An 18197-nucleotide genomic window follows, 5' to 3' on the forward strand; every position below is an offset into this window, starting at 1 on the left:
GCTGTGGTTCCACTTTTTTGGTTTTAGGTTCCCAAGCGGTCACTTAACTCAGGTTCAGGTCTGTTGCTTGGCCGATTTGGCCGGTGCCGGCTGACCGCTTACAATCAGAGTTTCATGGGCATGATAACACTGAGATAACCGGGGTCTTTGTCTCCCTGGAGCAGACAGGGGCTTTCCTCGGAATTGATATAGGCCTTTACCTTCTCACTATCCATAACCTGCAGCGCTTCATAGAAATATTTGCCGTTGAAACCTATCTCCATGCTCTCTCCCTGGTACCCGGCGGGAACCTCTTCCCGGGCGCTGCCGTAGTCCATATTCTGGGAAGAGAGGGTTATCTTGTCGTTTTCAATAATGAAATTTACGGCGTTATAGCGATCTTCGGTAAAGATATTAACCCTTTTTAAAGAGTGCATCATCTTCCGCCGGTCAATACCGATATGCTTAGCTTTGTTAATCACCTGGATAATCCCTTTATAGTCGGGAAAATCTCCGCTCATCAGACGAACAACCAGGGTGTAGCCTCCGGCTTTCAGTACCGCCTGTTTTTCTTCCAAACCCAGCAGAACGGTTTCTTCCTCGTCACAGAGCTTGCGAATCTCTTGAATACCCTTCTTGGGAATCAAGATTACTCTATCCATCTCCAACGAACTCAGATCGGTTTCCACTTTGCCCTCCATCATCGACAGCCGATGGCCATCGGAGGAAACCATCCTGAGAAAATGGCCTTCATCCAGGATCTCTTTTTCCAGTAAAATCCCCGCCAGGTTAAAATTATTTTCACCTTCATGGGCCACGGAATAGATGGTTTTATCGATCAAGTCGGTCATCAGGGCGGTGGGTATGGCCACCAGATTATCTTCCCGATAAGGGGGAAAAGAGGGAAATTCATCGGCGGAGATACCGGACAGGCGGCAATCGCTGCTCTCGGCACTGATCTTAACCCAACTGTTTTCCTGCTCCTCCAGGTGAAGATGTTTTTCCTCAGACTCTTTCACCAGTTCAAACAGCTTACGCGCCGGCAAGGTAACGCTGCCGGGTGAAAGAATTTCAGCCGGGATCCGGCAGCGAATCCCAACTTCCAGGTCCGTCGCCGTCATCACCAGGCCTTCCTGGTCTGATTCCAGGAGGATATTGGCCAGTACCGCCAGGGTTCCTTTTTTACCGGTGATGTTTTGCAAGGCGGCCAAAGCGGTGAGAAAATCCAAACGGGAAACGTTGAAGGCGAGAGTCATGATGTTGTCCCTTGTAATTAGTAAGAGAGATGTAATTAAAAAGATATTATGGTTATTAAATTTCGTTGAATTGTGGAATAACCGAATAAACCTTTAAATTATTTATATTTTTTTTCAAAAAAAGCTTTTTCAAAAAAAACCGAAAACCAGGTTTTTGTTTTTTACACAACTTTTCAACATCCAGCCAACACCCCTGGTCGATGGTTATGTTGATAACTTGGTTGGCTCTCTGCTAACCTTTTTTTTATCCATCTTTTCAAGGTTTTTTATACCCCGAAAGATAATCGCAAAAATATACCGGATAAATGGAAAAAAATAAATAATTTTAGGGAAATAAAAATAATAATGAAAAAATTTTTTTCTCAACAAAACCAAATGTTAGATAGTTTTTTCAGTCGAGCGTTGGCTCAAGGAATTTTTCCCGGAGCGGCCTCAGCGGTTATCTTGGGAGATTACACCCAGCGCCGGAGGATGGTCAACTGCTGGGGTGACACCTCCTATCGGAGTGAAGATAAACAAGCGATAAGTGAAGAAACCTATTTCGATCTGGCCTCGCTCACCAAACCTCTGGCCACCCTGCCGGCCCTGTTGCATTTGATGACCACGGAAAAATTCAACTTTGATACCACCCTGGAGGATTTATTGGTGGTTAAAATGCCGCCTGATAAGCAAAAAATAACCCTTAAGGATATTCTTACCCATCGCAGTGGTTTGGCGGCTTATTTCCCTTTCTACCAAGAGGTTAAAGCGGGCCTTTACCGGCAGGTTAAAAAAGAAATCATTGAACTCATTAGGCAAACCCCTTTGGTTTACCCCCCCGGCAGCCGTTCTTTGTACAGTGATCTTGGTTATATCCTGGCCGGCTTTATCATTGAACAGCTAAGCGGAAAAAACCTAAATACTTTCCTGGATGAAAATATTTACCGGCCGCTGGGCTTGGAAAAAAAAATATTTTTTAACCTTACCGGCCGGATAAGACCGGGAATATATGCCGCCGGAGAATACTGCCTGTGGCGACGACGGGTGCTGCGGGGTGAGGTGGGGGATGAAAATTGTGCCCTGCTGGGAGGAGCGGCAGGACATGCCGGCCTTTTTGGTTCCATTACCGGGGTGATGCAGTTGTTGGAGTACCTGTTTGATCTTGGCTGGGAAGAAGAGAAAATACCAGCGGAAAAAAAGTTGTTTAAAAGTGAAATCTTACGCCGGTGTTGCCGAAAGTGGGATCTAACTGGAACAAACACCTGGGCTGTCGGGTTTGATACCCCATCGCCAAGAAACTCTTCCGGAGGGCCTTATCTGTCGGGAGAGAGTATAGGTCATCTGGGCTATGCCGGAACATCTTTCTGGTTGGATCCTCAAAAAAAAGTAATCCTGGTGCTGCTCACTAACAGGGTCCATCCTTGCCGCAGTAACAATAAGATAAAAAAAATCAGGCCGCGCTTTCATCAGTTGGTGATGGAGCAACTGGAATTAACCCATATGTAAAAAAAAGAAAGAACAATCATTTTATTAAATCACTGAAAATATGGGGCTATTTTATATTTCTCTTAAAGAGAAAAATAAGATTTTTTTTACAACGGACCTTTGTACTAACTGGTTTTGAAAAGGTTTTTTTTGTAAACAATTAAGAATTATTTTTAAGTAAATTCAAGCGCGATAACAATTTTTAGGTTGACATGGTTTTTCCTTTTTCACTATAGCTGACTCCCGAGGGTTTTCATTTTCTGTGTTGTCAGGAAGTGAAACGTGAGGTTGCAGTAACAGGAGGAGGGTTGTAAAGCCATGGACTTTTTTTGCCGTCGGCTGCGCTTGGTTAGTAGACCACCAGGTGGTCCACCGTTATCCCCTACAGGTCCAGCAAAAACCTTATTTCCTCTTTCCGAATTTTCTTTTCTCCGCACCTTCTTCCCTCTTTCTTTTTTTCTCTGTCTGTTCTGTCTGCTCTTTCTTTTTTCCTGCCGTGGCGATTCCGATGGTTCCAAATCTGCAGCTGATCATGTAATCGGCGACGTTCGCGAGACCAGCGCCGTGGTAAACGCCCAGGGAGAAATCTCGTTTACCGGCAGCGGCGAATTTTCCGGCTTGATGGTCAGTGCGCAAAATCTCACGATGGCCGCCGGCGGTCGCCTGCTCATCGAACTTGATCCGGCGCCGGTCAGGGAAAACGGGTTTATCCCGGTGGGTAATCTTTATACCCTTACCCTCTTCGACTCCGATGGTAACGAAGTGGCCGGCAACGGCACGGTGATGGTGGAGATTCCTTACCGGGAAAGCGTGGTGGAGGCCCAGGGGCTGGCCGATGAATTGCTCCTGCTGCATGACGGTCAGCAAAGGAGCTCCAGTCATATCGCTGAGCGGGCGGTACTGGTTGCCACCTTGGATGGTTTTGGCCGCTTCGTGGTGGCAATCCGGGATACCCCCCCCACCGCTAAACCCCACCCCCTACCCTTGATTGAAGTGGGTTGGGACGGATATGCCGATGCCGAGCAGGTTTTAAAAAACGGCGATCCCATTGCCGATCCCTTGCGGGGAATCAAGGTGGCGCAACTGGGCGAGCGGGTGCAGTTACAGGGGCGGGAAACCGATATCAGTCATAAAAATTACCCCGCTTACGACTGGGAGCTGTTGAGCAAACCGGAAGGTTCGGCAGCGCAACTGACAGGCACCGGCCGGGAAGTGGAAATTATCCCCGACTTGGTGGGCCGCTATATCGTGCAACTGACCGTCGCCGACGATCAGGACAGTATCACCATTACCGCCGGCAGTTACAGTTATGTGGAGCAAAACGGGGAAATTACCAGTTACTGCAGCTTTTGCCATGCCGGACAGTACGTTGGTGCAGCCTACAAGGATATTTACGGCCGTGACACCCTGCGTGACCTGATTACGCCCTGGCAGGAGTCCAACCATGCGGCGGCATACGATAATCTTGACCCAGTTGATCGCCTTGACCCGGTATGTCTCAACTGCCATACCACCGGCTTTCTGGTCACCGAGCGCAACGCCACTGCCTATGACCCGGGTTGGGGTTTTGCCGACTTTTTTTACGATGCTGACGGAAGCGGTAAAACCGCCGCCGATGCTCCCCACTTGCAGGGGGTGAACTGTGAATCCTGCCACGGCCCCGGCGGTCGGGACGGTACCCCTCCCGACAGCACCGGCTTTCAGCACCCTTACCAGGCCAGCCTTAGCCAAGGCCCCTGTATGGCCTGCCACAACATCCGCCCCGATGAGCAGATCAGCGGCCGGGACTACTACTATGCCTGGGAAGGGGACCTCCATGTCAACGCCCATTACGTGGTAGACGGCCGGATTCGGGTGGTGGATACCTATCCCTGCTACCATTGCCACGTGGGTCAGTATTTCATCGGCCGGATGCATGGCAAGACCCTGGAACCCGAGGTAATCGAGCAACCGGAGGGGATCACCTGCGTGGTCTGTCACGACCCCCACGATGAAAGTGGCTATGGCTATCAGTTGCGGCTGGCCGGAGAGGTTGCGGTGCAACTTAAGGCCAACAGCACCTCTGATGATTTCATTGAAATGACCTTTGATGCCGGTACTGCGGCGGTCTGTTATTCCTGCCACAACGCCTACATTACCCTGCCGGCGGTGGGGGAGGACCTGCATGGCAACCAGGCGGAGATGATGGAGGGAATCGGGGGGTACACTTACGGCGAGGATATTGCCGGCCGGACCCACGGCGAAGTGCTGGTGGGAGATAAATGTGTGGCCTGCCATATGATGGCCGAACATCCCAGCGAACCCGGTAAAAAAGTGACTACCCACCAGCGGCGGCTGTATGACGGTGAAGATATGTTTGCCGCCGATGACTACACCGTTATCGGCTGCAAGGATTGCCATGTCGGTGAGTACGCCCTGCCGGCGGAAGGCAACCGCTTTGATTACGGTGGCCGCATGAGCGAGATCAGGGATCGGCTGCAGGAGTTGCAACAGCGGATCAACGAGGTGGCCGGCCGGGAGGATCTGCAGTCGCCGATTATCCATAACTATGCTCAGAGCCTGAGCGGTAACAGGCTGGAGTCGGTAAACCGGGCGGCCTACAACTACCTGTTTGTTAAACGAGACGGCAGCTTCGGCCTCCACAACTATCCCTATGCGGCGGAGTTGCTGCGCCTGAGCCTGGAAGACCTGGAAGGATACTGATGAAGATTGCATCCGGCAAAATCGGAGTTTTCTCCCTCATCCTGCTGCTGGTCTTTCTGGCCGGTAAGACCGTAACCGGTGCCGAGGTAAGCGGCAGATACACCATGGGTTACGAGGATCGCGAAGTGCGCGACGGCAGCCGGGAGTCGGTGATGGTCAATTACCTCTCCTTTGAGGCCAAACGCCTGCCGGTGACCAACCTCTCGGTACATGGCTTCAGCAAATACGCCTATGAATGGCAGCGGGGCGATTCCGCCACCGGCATTTACTACCTCTACGGCAACCACCGCACCTTTGAGGGGCGCAACGATTTATTGTTCGGCCGTTTCCCCTTGGAAAGCCACCGTTTTCTGACCCTGGACGGCGTTCATTTCACCCAGCGCCCGAACCGGCCCTTCGGTTATTCACTATACCTGGGCCAGCCCCGTTACATGGAAATTCACGATGATCGCTTCGAGCGCCAGTTCCGGGATTCCGGCGATTACCTGGCCGGCGGCAAGATCTTCCTCCGGGGGGTGGAAGGGGTGCGGGCCAACGCCTCTTATTCCCGGGAAGGCGGGGGTGGCGACGTCTACCGGGAAATTATCGGCGTCGGCGGGGGTAAGGATTATTACTTTACCCGGCGCCAGGAAGAACGGGATGAGGTGATCGTGGCCGTGGACGGCAGCCTGGATTACAACCCGGATCAGTCGGCGGTGGACCGCCTCAGCGCCCGCCTGTTCGTGATTTATCCCCCCCGGCTGCGGGTCGTGCTCCAGGCTGATCGCTACGATGTGCGCGACAATTATCCCGCCGACCGGGAGTTGATCATCACCCTGTTCTCCACCGGCCGTGAGGATCGGGCCAAGTATACCGTCACCTACGACTGGCGGCCGGAAATCGCCTTTTATCAGAGCTCGGTTTTTACCGAACTGGAGATGCCCGACGGCGCCTGGCGCCGGGGTCGGATCGTGAAAGGCGGGGTTATTGGCGATTACCGCGAATCCCGGGGTGTGCTGTTCGACGCCGGCCTTTACCATTTCAACAGCCACCTCAGTGAGGCCAATGGCCTGGCCTTAAGTGTCGATTACCAGTACGATCAGGTCTGGAACCTGCTGGTGGGCCTGGAACTGGTTCGGCTCAGCAAACCCCTCCGGGACGAAAAAAACGCCAGGAGCGTCAATGTTGAGCTGGGTTATAAGCCGGGTGACCGGTGGAAGCTGGCCGGTTACCTGGAACGCAGCGATAACCCTGAGTACCGCAACGATTTTCGGGTCGGGCTGCGGTTTGATTACCTCTTCGGCTTTGCCCTGGGCAGGGCCGCACAAAGGGTTGGCCCATGAATTTTTCCGGTAGAAATACAGCCTTGATTATTCTCAGCCTGCTGGTCATGGCCGGCTGTGCCGGTCTGATTGCCAGGACTCCGACCCAGCAGTTTGACCACGATATCCATGTCGATAGCCTGGTGGAACATGGTTTCGGCTGCCTGGACTGCCATTACTTCACCACCTTGGAGGAACAGGAGTTTCCCAAGGTCTTCGCCGTTTCCGAAGAGGCGTTGTTTGGCACCATGACCATTTGCCATTACTGCCATGTCGATCCGGAAACCCGCGATCTGGCCGCCACCCAGGAATGCATGGCCTGCCACACCGAGATGGATGACATCCGCCCTCCCACCCACCTGCACGACTGGACCAGGGACCATGGCCTGGATGCCCGCAACGATCGTCAGACCTGTGTCTCCTGCCATAATAATCCGTCGTTCTGCAACGATTGCCACACCCGGCGGGACACCAATTTCAACGTGGTTCATAGCAGGTCTTACCGTTACTTTCATGGGATTGAGGCCCAGATCGACCCGGCCTCCTGCAACGCCTGCCATACCGCTAATTTCTGTATCGACTGTCACAGCGGCAGAAGAAGATTCTAAACCGGACCACAGTTATGATTAAGGAAGGCATGAACATACGGGGGTGGCTGACGGGGGCCGGATTACTGGCGACGGTAATGGTGCTGGTCATGGTCCTGGATTACGCCAGGGCCGGCGATACCCCCCTGGCGGACATCGAAGCGGAGCTGACCAGGTCTTTCGGGGCGGAGTTTTACCGGGAAGATCCCCATTGGCGGGCCAACGCCTGCGGGGCCTGCCATGCCGCCCGGCCGGACCGGCAGCAACTCTATCTGCTGGGAGACGGCAACACCACCTGCACGGTCTGCCATACCCGGGGCCGGGCCAGTCGGGAACCCCATCCGGTGGGCGGGGTGGATTCCGAGGCGGTGACCATTCCGGCGGAATTTTCCCTCGATGACCAGGGACGGACCACCTGTTTGACCTGTCATGACCATACTCCGGCTTGTGAGCGGCGTGACCGCCGGGAAAAAGTTAACTTCCTGCGACCGGTGCCGCCGACGGTGGAAGTGGTGGCGGGTGAACCGGAACTGCTGAATTTCTGCTACAGTTGTCATCACCGGGAAGATGCCGAAGGTTACAACCCCCACGAGGGTCAGCTTGACCCCATCGGGGCCGTTGAAGAGCGGCGCTGTCTCTTTTGCCACAGCCAGGTACCGGACCCCGAGGCGGAACCGGCCCGGGATTATCAACTGCGCAAGGAAATGTCGGTAACCTGTATCGGCTGCCACCTGCTGACCCCCCATGCCGGGGCCGCCGAACACCTGGAACAGCCATCGGAAAAAACCCTGGCGGCGGTGCAACAGGCGGAACAGGAACTGGGAGTGGTGCTGCCCCTGGATGAAAAAGGTCGGGTTACCTGCGCTACTTGCCATAACCCGCACGAAAAAGGGGTTTTTCCACCCTCCCATCCTGCCGGCAAGCGCTACGACGAAGAGCAACTGCCGCCGGAGGTTTATCGCAAATATGAGCAGATGGTCCGTCCCGGCAAGCCGGTGCGGCGGGATTTTCGTCTGGGGTTGCCGGATTTTCGCAGTGAGGTGCGGCCTGTCAGTGAACTTAAACCGGAAAGGAACATGCGATTGCCGGCCCGCGAGGGAACATTATGCGCGGCCTGTCATGGTGCAGGAGGAATTGACAGATGAGGTTGAGCGGAAAGACATTACCGGCCCTGGGGGCGCTGTGCTGCCTGCTGCTGGTCTCCCTGGCCTGGAGCCAGGAGGCGGCGGCGGATCGCTACTATCACGCCGATGCGGAAAACTGCATGATGTGCCACAAATACCCGGGCCTGTCCAGGGTGGACGATAACCGGGAATTGCGCCTGCTGTTCATTAACGAACGGTTGCTGGAGCATGGACCCCATTACCGGGTGCAGTGCGGCGATTGCCATAGCGACATCGACATGGTTCCCCATACGCTGCCGGTGGAGGAGGTCAACTGCCTCAAGCAGTGCCATATCGTAGAGCCCTCCACCGGGGAGCGTTTCAGCCATGAGCGGATCCAGGATTTCATGACCCGGGGCGCTCACTCCCGCTACGATGAAGAGGGCAACCTGAAAAAGTACGCCGACGATATGCCGGGCTGTATCGACTGCCACCGGGAAGAGCCCATGTACCAGCCCATGACCTACTTCAAGGGTGATGCTTACGAGGGCCTCGATGAACAGGCCATGGAGCGCTGTATCTCCTGCCATGAAGGGGAAGGGTTCACCGAGTCCTTTTACAAGCATGTCAGCAGTCGCCTGGAGCATACCCGCTCCGCCGATGTTATCGAGCAGATGTGCGCCAACTGCCACGACAACCCGGATATCATCGAGCGCCATGGCCTTAAGCGGGCGGTTTACTCCTATAAGTATACCTTCCACGCCAAGTGGACCGCCTTCGGCGGCCGCACCCAGCCTGACTGTACCGACTGCCACAGCAACCGCGGTGAGTCGGTGCATCTGATTCGCAGCCAGGAAGACCCCCTGTCTGCCATTCATCCCGACAACCGGCAGGCCACTTGCAGCCAGATCGGCTGCCATGAAAACGCCGGGCCTTACGTGGGCGATATCGGGGTTCATATCGACACCCACTTGCCGGAGTTCATAGTCGAGCGCTACGTATACTACATGTTCATCGTGCTTCTGGCCGGCGTACTGATCGGGGTTTACGTGCTGATGATTCTCGAGCAGATTCGGGGCCTTTTCCCGAATGCCAGTTTGATCAAAGAAAGGGACAAGAATCATGACAAGTAGCGGCAACGATAACCAACGGCCCATGACGGAGCTGCCCGTTTCTCCTTATGAGTTCCGGAGAAACCGGATCTATGTCTACAACGGCGAGAAGTTTTTCTTCCGCTTCAGCCTGCACCAACGGATCCAGCACATCTGGCTGGCCCTGTCGGTACTGATTCTGATCCTCACCGGGTTTCCCCTGAAGTTTCCGGACTCGGCTTTCTGGCAGCAGGTCTTCGCCCTGCTGGGCGGGATCGAGATGGCTCCCATCCTGCATCGGATCGCCGGGGTGGCCCTGTGTACGCTGTTTGTCTACCACATGATCTACTTCATCGCCCTTTTTTACCGGGAAGACATCAAGCCCATGCGCCAGCGCGGCGAGTTCTCTCTCTGGAACGCCCTGGTGGCCTTTTACAACATCCCGATGATTCCCCATGTAAAAGACGGCACCGACCTGGTGGATTACGTAAAATACCACCTTTTTATCAGCGACAAAAAACCCCGTTACGATAAGTTCATGTGGAAGGAGAAGTTCGACTACTTCGCCGTCTACTGGGGTACCCCGCTGCTTGGTCTGACCGGCATCTTCATGTGGAACCTGGAATTCTTCTCCCATTATCTGCCCGGGATTGTTTTCAACATCTCCTACATCGCCCATACCGACGAGGCCCTGCTGGCCGCCAGCTTCCTGTTGGTCTGGCATATCTACAACACCCATCTGCATCGCCACAAGTTTCCCATGGGCCGGGTATTCATCACCGGTTACCTGTCGGAACACGACATGATCGAGGAGCATTACGACGAGTACGTGGTGATGATGAAGGCCGAGGGCCTGGAGCATGAAATCAAGGGCCAGTATGATCCCAGCGAGCATGAGCACCACTGGCAGGAAAGAAAGTCCACCAAATTGATCTTTGGTGGGGTCATTTCCGCGGTTTCCGTGGTGCTGATCTGGATGATCCTGGATCTCTCCATCTACAGCTCCCACGGCTTTTTCCCCCGGGAGCGGCCCAAGTTGATTGAACCGCCGCCGCAAACGGTGCTTGAAGAGGTGCGGCTGGAGGGCATCAGCGCCTTGGAAGGATTCAACAACAAGGAGGAGTACCGGGGCTACCGGCTGGATTCCATCGAGGGCTTGAGCGGGCACTTCCATAACGTGGGCATCGACATCGCCTCGGACCGGCACTCCTCCTGTGTGGCTTGCCATGGTGACCTGGTGCATGAGGATATCGAAGAGATCCGCTCCTACATTAACATGCATACCTTCTACTTTTCCTGCGAGGTGTGCCATGTGCCCCAGCACCAGAACGGGGAAGAGCTGTTCAGCACCTTCCGCTGGTTCTCCAAAGATGACGGTGAGGTCCAGGAAGAGGCCTTTGGCTGCGATACCCGGGTGGAAGAGCGGGTCGAATGCCGCATCTCCCCCTTCGTACGGCGTAACGGCCGGCTGGAGCGCTTCGACGGACCCGATCTGGCCGCTTTGAGCCTTGAATATCAGGAGCTGCAGGCCACATTAAGCCGTGGTCAGCGGGTGGATTATCTGCGCCGTATCCACGACGGCCTGACCCCGGAGCCGATTTCCTGCCGGGATTGCCACGATCCGGAGATCCAGTACCTGCCCATGCGGGAGTTGGGTTACTCAGAACACCGGATCAGGGAGTTGACCGGTACTGCCATCCTGGGTTTGCTGGAAAAACACGACCAGGAAGAGCGTTTTCACCTGCCCCAGCTTTTCTCACCGCGCCGGGAGGGTCGCTGATGTATACCTGTTGGAAGGTAAGCCGAGCAGGGGCGAGTGTAAGCGATAAGCTGCGAGTAATGTTCTGGTTTGCCGCGCTGCTGCTGGCCGGGGTGATGCTGCTGGCCATGGGGCCGAGTTCGGCCCTGGCCTCCCTGAACTACGAGAAGATCGTGGTGGAGTTTGATTTTGCCATAGAACAGGGGGCTGGCCAGGCTCTGGAGCAACCCACCGATCTGAGTGTCGTCGATGGCGAGCTTTATGTCCTGGATGGCATGAACCACCGGGTGGCGGTTTTCGATCTCGACGGCAACTATCGCCGCCAGTTCGGCAGCCCGCGCGAAATTCCCCGGGCCATCGGGATCTGCGCCAGCGGCGAAGGGGGGGTTTACGTGCCGGATGCTGAAACCGGGCGCCTGCTGGCCTATTCAGCCCGGGGCGAGCTGTTGAGAAGTTTTAACGTCGCCCCGGTAAGGGAAGGAGAAAAGCCGGATATCACCGATTGCGTGGTCTCCCCGGCTGGAGAGATTTTTCTGGCCGACAATAACAACCACCGAGTTCAGGTCTACAACCGGGAAGGCGAAAGGCTCCGTCACTGGGGGCGATTCGGGGAAGCCGGCAATGAGTTCCGGTTTCCCGCCACCCTGGATATCGATGCTGACGGGGTAATATTTGTGGTGGATGTGATCAACAACCGGGTCAAAGGTTTTCGCGCCTCCGGGCGGCCGGCCCAGTGGCTGGGGGGCTGGGGGATCACCCCGGGCCGGCTGTTCCGCCCCAAAGGGGTTTTGGTGGTGGGCGACAGGGCCTTTGTGTCCGACAGTTATACCGGGGTGATCCAGGTTTTTCGGACGGCCGGCGGTTTGGTGGGCATCCTGGCTGATTCCCAGGGTGAAAATATCCGCTTTCGGACCCCCACCAACATGGTCTTCGCCAATAATCGCCTCTATGTGGTGGAACAGCTGGAAAACCGGGTAAGCGTATGGAGATTGGAACCATGAGCGGACTTGGGCGGAACAGGGTAAAAACAGCATGCTGCCGAAGGTTCTGGACTCCGGTTCTGCTAGCCATGTCGGTTTGGTTGCTGATCATCACTGCTCAGGCCCAGGCCCAACCTGTCGGTTCTTTGCTTGAAGAATCATCCAAGCGGGAGTGCGCCGTCTGTCATGTTATGTGGATGGACGAGTTCAAACAGGATGTTGAAACCCTGATCCCTTGGGTGGGTGACAATGTGTTAATGAAAAACACCTACGGCGTGGTCAGTGATGAGGATATGTGCTACAGCTGCCATGACGGTTACATCGCCGATGACCGGTACGTCTGGACCGGTAAACGGCATACGGTGTTTGAAAAACCATCGGAGAAGGTGGAGATTGATGAGCGACGCTTCCCATTAAGCGTCAACGATGAGATTTACTGCGGCACCTGTCACACCATCCATTCGGCCCAGTCCGGGGAAGTTGAAGAGTTGAGTTACGATCTTTTTTTACGCATGGAAAACCCCAACTCAGAGATGTGCATGGCCTGCCATCAGGATTATGACGCCGGTCCCGCCAAGGGACGCCACTCCATCGGTGAGGAGATAAAAAAGGGTTTCCCCTCGGATTTGAGAGAAATGCGCCTGCGGCCGGGGCGGAAAATGACCGATGAGGTCATCTGTAACTCCTGTCACGTGGTGCATGGGGCCAAACAGCAGGAGAGCCTTTTGCCGGTGGCGGCAGGGATGGCCAACTTCTGCGGCCAGTGCCATGAAGACCAAAATATCCGACGGGCCGGCGAAGGTGATTTTCTGGCCCACGTGATGGATGTGGAGTTTGATCAGGCCGAATTCCCCGCCACCCTGGAAGAAGCCGGCGCCTGGCTGGAAGACGACCGGCTGACCTGCCAGTCCTGTCATAATATCCACCAGGCGCAGGACGATCAGGCCCTGCTGGTGATGGTCCCGGGCCGGGAATCGGATCTTTGCCTCTCTTGTCATGACAACAAAAAGGTGATCAAAGACACCCCCCACAACCTGCTGATCACCGATCGTGAATTGCGGCTGAAAAACCTCAACCGGCAGCATGTGGAAGATGCCGGCCTGTGCGGCATCTGTCACAGCGCCCACGGCTGGCAGCAGGAGATGAGGGTCGGCGAGGACCCGGCCACCGAGGCCTGCAACACCTGCCACGGCCCCGGCCGCGGGCGGATGGAGATGGAACTGGCCGGACCGTACAGCCATAGCGTCGGGGTCGATCTCGAAGGCGCCAGCCCCCGGGATGATCATGGTCTGCCGCTTTACAACCACGACTTCACTCCGGGTGACAAGGTTTACTGCAACACCTGCCACGATTCCCACCAGTCGTTGGGGCAGGTTTACGGCACCCTGGAAGGGCGGGATGAACGGGGTCTGATCTCCACCCGTTTTTTGCGGGTGGAAGACTTCACCGAGATGTGCTCCCGCTGCCATACCGAGCAGATGGTGGTGGAAGGAGCCAACCATGATCCCCGCCTGTTTGAACTGGAATACCGCAATATCCGCGGCGAGTTGCCGGGGATGAGCGGCGCCTGCGGGGCCTGCCATTTGATGCATGAAGGGCCGGAGCCGGTGGGCTTTGCGGTGGCGCCGCCGGAGGTGAGTTATCCCGAGGCCATCAGCCGCAACCCGGAAAACTTCTACTGTCTCTCCTGTCACGAGGAAAACCGGGTGGGCCGGGAAAAACTGATCGGCGAAATCAGCCATCCCATGGGGGAAAAGCCGGCCATTGGCGAGAGCAGCGAGGAGCTGGCCGAGCTGGAAATCACCTGCCTCTCCTGCCATGATGTCCATCGCTGGGCGCCCGGCCAGACCGAACCGGGTCCGGGCTACCTGATGGAAGGGGATGTGAGCAGCAGCTTCCTGCTCATCGACAACCGCCACGGCGAGCTTTGCGCCCAGTGCCACAGAACTCCGGCCCTGGTCATCGACAGCGACCACGACCTCTCGGCCCATGCCGGCCGGGCCGTCGAGCTGGGGGTTTGCGAACAGTGCCATGCCCCCCACAACGCCCACGGCGACCGGCTTTGGGGGCGCGATTTGACCGGCGTGCTGCCCGGGGAGAAGGAGCCCAACCGGCTTTGTCTGGATTGCCATCGGCCCGGTGAGCCCGGCGAGAAATCCCAGGTGAGCCTGTACCGTCATCCGGAGGCCCTGCTGCTGACCGATCCGGCCTTGCTGGCCCGGCTTGATCTGGCTGACCCCGAGGCGACCATGGCGGCGGTGGAGCGGGAATTTGTCTGCGCCACCTGCCACGATCCCCACGTCTGGAGCCGGCAACTGCTGGCCCGGGAGGACAAGGTCGTAACATCGCCCCAGCAGGCCTTCCTCAAGCTGGGCGACCCAGCCGACACCTTCTGTGTGGATTGCCACGGCAGTGAGGTGCGGACCAAATACCTGTTTTATCACGAGGAAAAGGCACGCACCGAAGACAGCCCTTACTACGCCGACGATCCGGTTGGCGCTCTGCGGGAACTGCTGCGGCGATTCCGCGGCAACTAAGCAAGACAGAGGCAGGCGATGAAAAGCTGGAGCAAAATATCCCTGGCGATACTAACGATCTCAGCCGGCCTGCTGCTGGCCGCTTGCGGCGGCAGCAGTTCCCCGGCCAAGGATGATTACGCCCCTCCCGGCACCGGGGTGGCCCCGCGGCTGCTTAACTCCGATGACCACGCCGGTGGTCTGGGTTGGGGTCGCAAGGATTGCCTTACCTGCCATACCATCAACGTGCTGGAGGATCTGCATGCCGAGGTGGAAGGGATCGCCAAAAGCCTGGTACGGCTGGCCGATCGGGTGGGGGGCGATGTCCAGCGTTCCTGCCTGGCCTGCCACGACACCAACGGCCTGGACCCGGTAAAGGGGCGGGAGTGCTTGATCTGCCACGGTAACAACGGGGTTATTGCCGGTGCCGAGCAGTTCAAAAAGGAGCATGCCCACACCATTACCCATATCGGCGGCAGCGCCTTGCGGGATGCCGATTGTGTGGTTTGCCATGAGCGTTCCAACATGGACGGCAACTTCGATCTCAACGAAGACCTGACCCACTTCCGGGCCGGTGTCGCCTATAACAACATCAACGACTTCTGCCTCTCCTGCCATGATCTCGACGGGGTATCCACTCCGGCGGGGGATATTTTACCGCCCCCTTTGCGCTATCCCGAGCTGCCTCAGCAGCCGGTCTTTACCGATCTCAAGCGGGCCTTTATGGGCTCCGGGAGCACCGATGCCGAGCGGCGGGCCACCGCCGATATCCACGGCTTCCGAGCCGGCCAGGATCAGGCCGACAAGCCGGTGGTGTCGGCCGGGCTGCCCAACGTCTACCGGGCCGGATACGACGCCGGGATGACCCTGCGGTGTACCGACTGCCACTTTGTTCACTCCTCCGGCAACCCCTACCTGATCACCGAACGGGCGGATACGGCCAGTGAGTTGACCGAGGCCGCCGCGCTGGAGGCCACGGTTTCAGTAAGCGAACGAAACTTCGAGCAGCTTTGTGCGGTGTGCCACACCCACCAACAGGGCCCGGAGGTGGGCAATAACCTGCGAGGTTCGCTGCACTTTGCCGGTTATATCGGCGACTGCGTCTCCTGCCATTACCATGGGGCCGGTTATATCGCCGATCTCTTTTAACCCAGCGGTAAGCGATCACGGGGCACCATGTGACCTCTTACCCCCGCGAACAGAGATAAAAAACGAAGCCCGCTCTTTCCCGGAAAATATACCGGCAAAGGTCGGGCTTTTTCGTCGATCATGGCCGCTGTTTGCTTGCTCGCCGTCGCTTAGCGCGTCGCCAGTTGCAGGATTTCCTCGATGGACTCCGGCGGATAAAGCTTATCTACCTCCCACAGCTTGGCGGTATCATAAGCGTTGTCCCTGATCAGGGGGATATCAGCGGCGGCTATTCCGGCCTCCTGCAGGGTGGTGGGGCAGTTGAGGCTGGAGAACCATTTTTTCAGGGCCACAATTCCCTCCTCGCCGTCGTGCAAGCCAAAAATTTGGCTGGCGAAGCGCTGGAACTGTCCAGGGTTCTGCGGCCGGTACCACTGCATCCAGGCCGGGATGACGACGGCCAGCCCGGCCCCGTGGGGGATGTCGTAAAGGGCGCTTAAGGAGTGTTCGATCATGTGGTTGGGGAAGGTGTAGGGGCCGACCCCGGCCGGGGTCAGGCCGTTTAAAGCCAGGGTGGCGGCCCACATCATGGAGGCCCGGGCCTGGGCGTGGTCCGGCTGATCACGGATGGTTTCGGCATTTTCCATGATGGTCAGGATCAACCCTTCCACCAGCCGGTCCTGCAAATTGGTGCCCGGCTGCTTGGTGAAGTAGGCCTCGATCAGGTGAGCAATGGCGTCCACCGCCCCGTAGGCGGAATACTCCGGGCTCACCGTATGGGTCAGCTCCGGGTTGAGAATGGACACCCGGGGGTAGACGTGGCTGGTGCCGATGTTGTACTTCTGCCGGGTTTCCTCATTGGTGATCACCGCATTGCCGTTCATCTCGCTGCCTGAAGCGGCCAGGGTAAGTACGGTAAACACCGGCAGGGCGGCGGTGACCTCCCGGCCGGTAAAAAACTCCCAGACATCGACCTCGGCCACTACCCCCACGGCTATCGCCTTGGCCTCGTCGAGCACCGAGCCGCCCCCCACCGCCAGCACCGCCTCCACCCGGTTTTGGCGGACCAAAGCGATGCCTTCCCGAACATGGCTCAGCACCGGGTTGGAAACCACCCCGCCGTGCTCGAAAAACTCGATCCCCTCGGCCTTGAGAGCATCGCTTACCCGCGCCAGCAAACCGCTTTGCTTTACCGAACTGCGGCCATAAACCAGCAGCACCCGGCCGACGGCGGCATCCTTCAGCTCCCGGCCGATCTCTCTTTCCCGGTCGGGACCGAAAATAATTTTGGTGGGATTGTGAAAGACAAAATCATACATGGAAGACTCCTTTGGTAAAATTTCAATCTACAGTCGCAGTAACCATAGGAGCCGGGCGCGGCGGCTGTCAAGCAGATAAATTTCTGGCAAGTTTCCGGCCCGTATGATAACAGCCAAGGAGCGAAATTTTAGAAAATTTTCTTGTGCTGGTCAGTAGTTTAAGGTTGGCTGACATTGTCCATTAATTTAACTTTGTTCATGACCAAAAGATGAGGGTTAATCTATGTTTTTTCGTTTTGTGCAGGTCCTGCTAGCCATGCTTGTCTTTGTTGTTCCGGCGGCCGCCGAGCCCGAAGCCTTGAGTGCAACTGAAGCCGGTGAAGAGAAACTTCGTCGTTGGCTGTACGAGGCCGCCCTCGACCTGGCCGGCAAGGAAGGCAATACGCGGGAGTTTGGCCTGGGTGGCAGCCTGACCGCCGTTTTAAAGGGTCCCGATGATGCCTTGAAGCTGATTGCCGAATATGAGCGCAAGAAAACCGATGGCGAGAAGAGCACCGATCAGATGCTGGGGGTGGTCGACTATGAATCCTTCCCCAGCAAGTACCTGGGTTGGTATATCCGCACGGCGTTGGAAAAAGACGTGATCGAGCGGGTCAAGTTGCGCTCCACTTCCGGTACCGGTTTATCCTACCGGTTGATTAACCAGGAGCACCATACGCTGGTGGCCCGGAGCGGTATCGGTTACCGCTACACCCGCTACGACAACGATATCGAAAACGATTCCGACCCCACCATGGACTTGGGGCTGATTCACCGCTACGAATTCGGCCGGCAATGGAGCTTGCGCAACGAGGTTACCTATTCCCCCAGCCTGGACGATTTTGACGACTACCGGATTCTCCACGACAGCGCCTTGGAAGTCCCGGTGGGCGTCGGCGATTTCTGGAAGCTGCGGATGGGGGTGCGTAACGATTACAACAACCAGCCGGTGGTGGAAGAACGGCTGGACACCACCTACTACACCCGCCTGGTTGTAAGCTGGCAATAGGTAATCGTTCAGTAGCACCGCAT

Annotated in this window: 13 protein-coding genes; 11 read left to right on the forward strand and 2 right to left on the reverse strand. The window is 56.5% G+C overall.

Annotation, left to right across the window (positions count from 1 at the left end):
* Positions 1-104: 104 nt before the first annotated feature.
* The gene (gene dnaN / locus DAAHT2_RS10705) at positions 105-1235 is read right to left on the reverse strand and encodes a DNA polymerase III subunit beta (protein WP_013164296.1); all 1131 of its coding nucleotides are present in this window, start codon (positions 1233-1235) and stop codon (positions 105-107) included.
* 345 nt (positions 1236-1580) lie between these two features.
* Between dnaN and DAAHT2_RS10710 the strand changes: the two genes are divergently transcribed.
* From DAAHT2_RS10710 to DAAHT2_RS10755, 10 genes are all read left to right on the forward strand, one after another.
* A complete protein-coding gene (locus DAAHT2_RS10710) occupies positions 1581-2720 on the forward strand; it encodes a serine hydrolase domain-containing protein (RefSeq protein ID WP_083774423.1) in 1140 nt (379 codons plus the stop codon).
* Between the two features lie 543 nt (positions 2721-3263).
* Positions 3264-5402 (forward strand): multiheme c-type cytochrome, encoded by a 2139-nt coding sequence (locus DAAHT2_RS10715; RefSeq protein WP_041718967.1) that lies wholly within the window; start codon positions 3264-3266, stop codon positions 5400-5402.
* Entirely contained in the window at positions 5402-6724 is a 1323-nt protein-coding gene (locus DAAHT2_RS10720) for a hypothetical protein (protein WP_013164299.1), read from the forward strand. The genes DAAHT2_RS10715 and DAAHT2_RS10720 overlap by 1 nt, the downstream gene beginning before the upstream one ends.
* 23 nt (positions 6725-6747) lie before the next feature.
* Positions 6748-7311 carry a cytochrome c3 family protein gene (locus DAAHT2_RS10725; protein WP_041718969.1) on the forward strand — a complete coding sequence of 188 codons (564 nt, stop codon included), beginning with the start codon at positions 6748-6750 and terminating at the stop codon, positions 7309-7311.
* A 29-nt stretch (positions 7312-7340) separates the two neighbouring features.
* Complete coding sequence (locus tag DAAHT2_RS10730) at positions 7341-8435, forward strand: hypothetical protein (RefSeq protein ID WP_157861470.1); 1095 nt, start codon at positions 7341-7343, stop codon at positions 8433-8435.
* Positions 8432-9526, forward strand: coding sequence for a multiheme c-type cytochrome (locus tag DAAHT2_RS10735; protein ID WP_013164302.1), 1095 nt, complete (start codon positions 8432-8434; stop codon positions 9524-9526). The genes DAAHT2_RS10730 and DAAHT2_RS10735 overlap by 4 nt, the downstream gene beginning before the upstream one ends.
* The gene (locus DAAHT2_RS14000) at positions 9516-11264 is read left to right on the forward strand and encodes a formate dehydrogenase subunit gamma (RefSeq protein ID WP_013164303.1); all 1749 of its coding nucleotides are present in this window, start codon (positions 9516-9518) and stop codon (positions 11262-11264) included. Before DAAHT2_RS10735 ends, DAAHT2_RS14000 begins: the two co-directional genes overlap by 11 nt.
* Before the next feature lie 59 nt (positions 11265-11323).
* A complete protein-coding gene (locus tag DAAHT2_RS10745; RefSeq protein WP_041718973.1) occupies positions 11324-12244 on the forward strand; it encodes an NHL repeat-containing protein in 921 nt (306 codons plus the stop codon).
* A 68-nt stretch (positions 12245-12312) separates the two neighbouring features.
* Positions 12313-14760 (forward strand): cytochrome c3 family protein, encoded by a 2448-nt coding sequence (locus DAAHT2_RS10750; protein ID WP_041718975.1) that lies wholly within the window; start codon positions 12313-12315, stop codon positions 14758-14760.
* Positions 14761-14778: 18 nt separating this feature from the next.
* Complete coding sequence (locus DAAHT2_RS10755; protein WP_013164306.1) at positions 14779-15888, forward strand: hypothetical protein; 1110 nt, start codon at positions 14779-14781, stop codon at positions 15886-15888.
* A gap of 149 nt (positions 15889-16037) precedes the next feature.
* Here the strand turns inward: DAAHT2_RS10755 and DAAHT2_RS10760 are convergent, their stop codons facing one another.
* Positions 16038-17186, reverse strand: a complete 1149-nt coding sequence (locus tag DAAHT2_RS10760; RefSeq protein WP_013164307.1) for an iron-containing alcohol dehydrogenase — start codon at positions 17184-17186, stop codon at positions 16038-16040.
* Between the two features lie 223 nt (positions 17187-17409).
* Between DAAHT2_RS10760 and DAAHT2_RS10765 the strand changes: the two genes are divergently transcribed.
* On the forward strand, positions 17410-18174 hold the full coding sequence (locus DAAHT2_RS10765; protein WP_013164308.1) for a DUF481 domain-containing protein: 765 nt from the start codon (positions 17410-17412) through the stop codon (positions 18172-18174).
* The last annotated feature ends 23 nt before the right edge of the window (positions 18175-18197 follow it).

This window comes from Desulfurivibrio alkaliphilus AHT 2 (genome assembly GCF_000092205.1).
GTDB classification, from domain to species: Bacteria; Desulfobacterota; Desulfobulbia; order Desulfobulbales; family Desulfurivibrionaceae; genus Desulfurivibrio; species Desulfurivibrio alkaliphilus.

Coding starts and splice junctions, on each gene's coding strand:
- dnaN (WP_013164296.1), bottom strand. CDS start 1,235: ATGACTCTCGCCTTCAACGTTTCCCGTTTGGATTTTCTCACCGCTTTG.
- DAAHT2_RS10710 (WP_083774423.1), top strand. CDS start 1,581: ATGAAAAAATTTTTTTCTCAACAAAACCAAATGTTAGATAGTTTTTTC.
- DAAHT2_RS10720 (WP_013164299.1), top strand. CDS start 5,402: ATGAAGATTGCATCCGGCAAAATCGGAGTTTTCTCCCTCATCCTGCTG.
- DAAHT2_RS10730 (WP_157861470.1), top strand. CDS start 7,341: ATGAACATACGGGGGTGGCTGACGGGGGCCGGATTACTGGCGACGGTA.
- DAAHT2_RS10735 (WP_013164302.1), top strand. CDS start 8,432: ATGAGGTTGAGCGGAAAGACATTACCGGCCCTGGGGGCGCTGTGCTGC.
- DAAHT2_RS14000 (WP_013164303.1), top strand. CDS start 9,516: ATGACAAGTAGCGGCAACGATAACCAACGGCCCATGACGGAGCTGCCC.
- DAAHT2_RS10745 (WP_041718973.1), top strand. CDS start 11,324: ATGTTCTGGTTTGCCGCGCTGCTGCTGGCCGGGGTGATGCTGCTGGCC.
- DAAHT2_RS10750 (WP_041718975.1), top strand. CDS start 12,313: ATGTCGGTTTGGTTGCTGATCATCACTGCTCAGGCCCAGGCCCAACCT.
- DAAHT2_RS10755 (WP_013164306.1), top strand. CDS start 14,779: ATGAAAAGCTGGAGCAAAATATCCCTGGCGATACTAACGATCTCAGCC.
- DAAHT2_RS10760 (WP_013164307.1), bottom strand. CDS start 17,186: ATGTATGATTTTGTCTTTCACAATCCCACCAAAATTATTTTCGGTCCC.
- DAAHT2_RS10765 (WP_013164308.1), top strand. CDS start 17,410: ATGTTTTTTCGTTTTGTGCAGGTCCTGCTAGCCATGCTTGTCTTTGTT.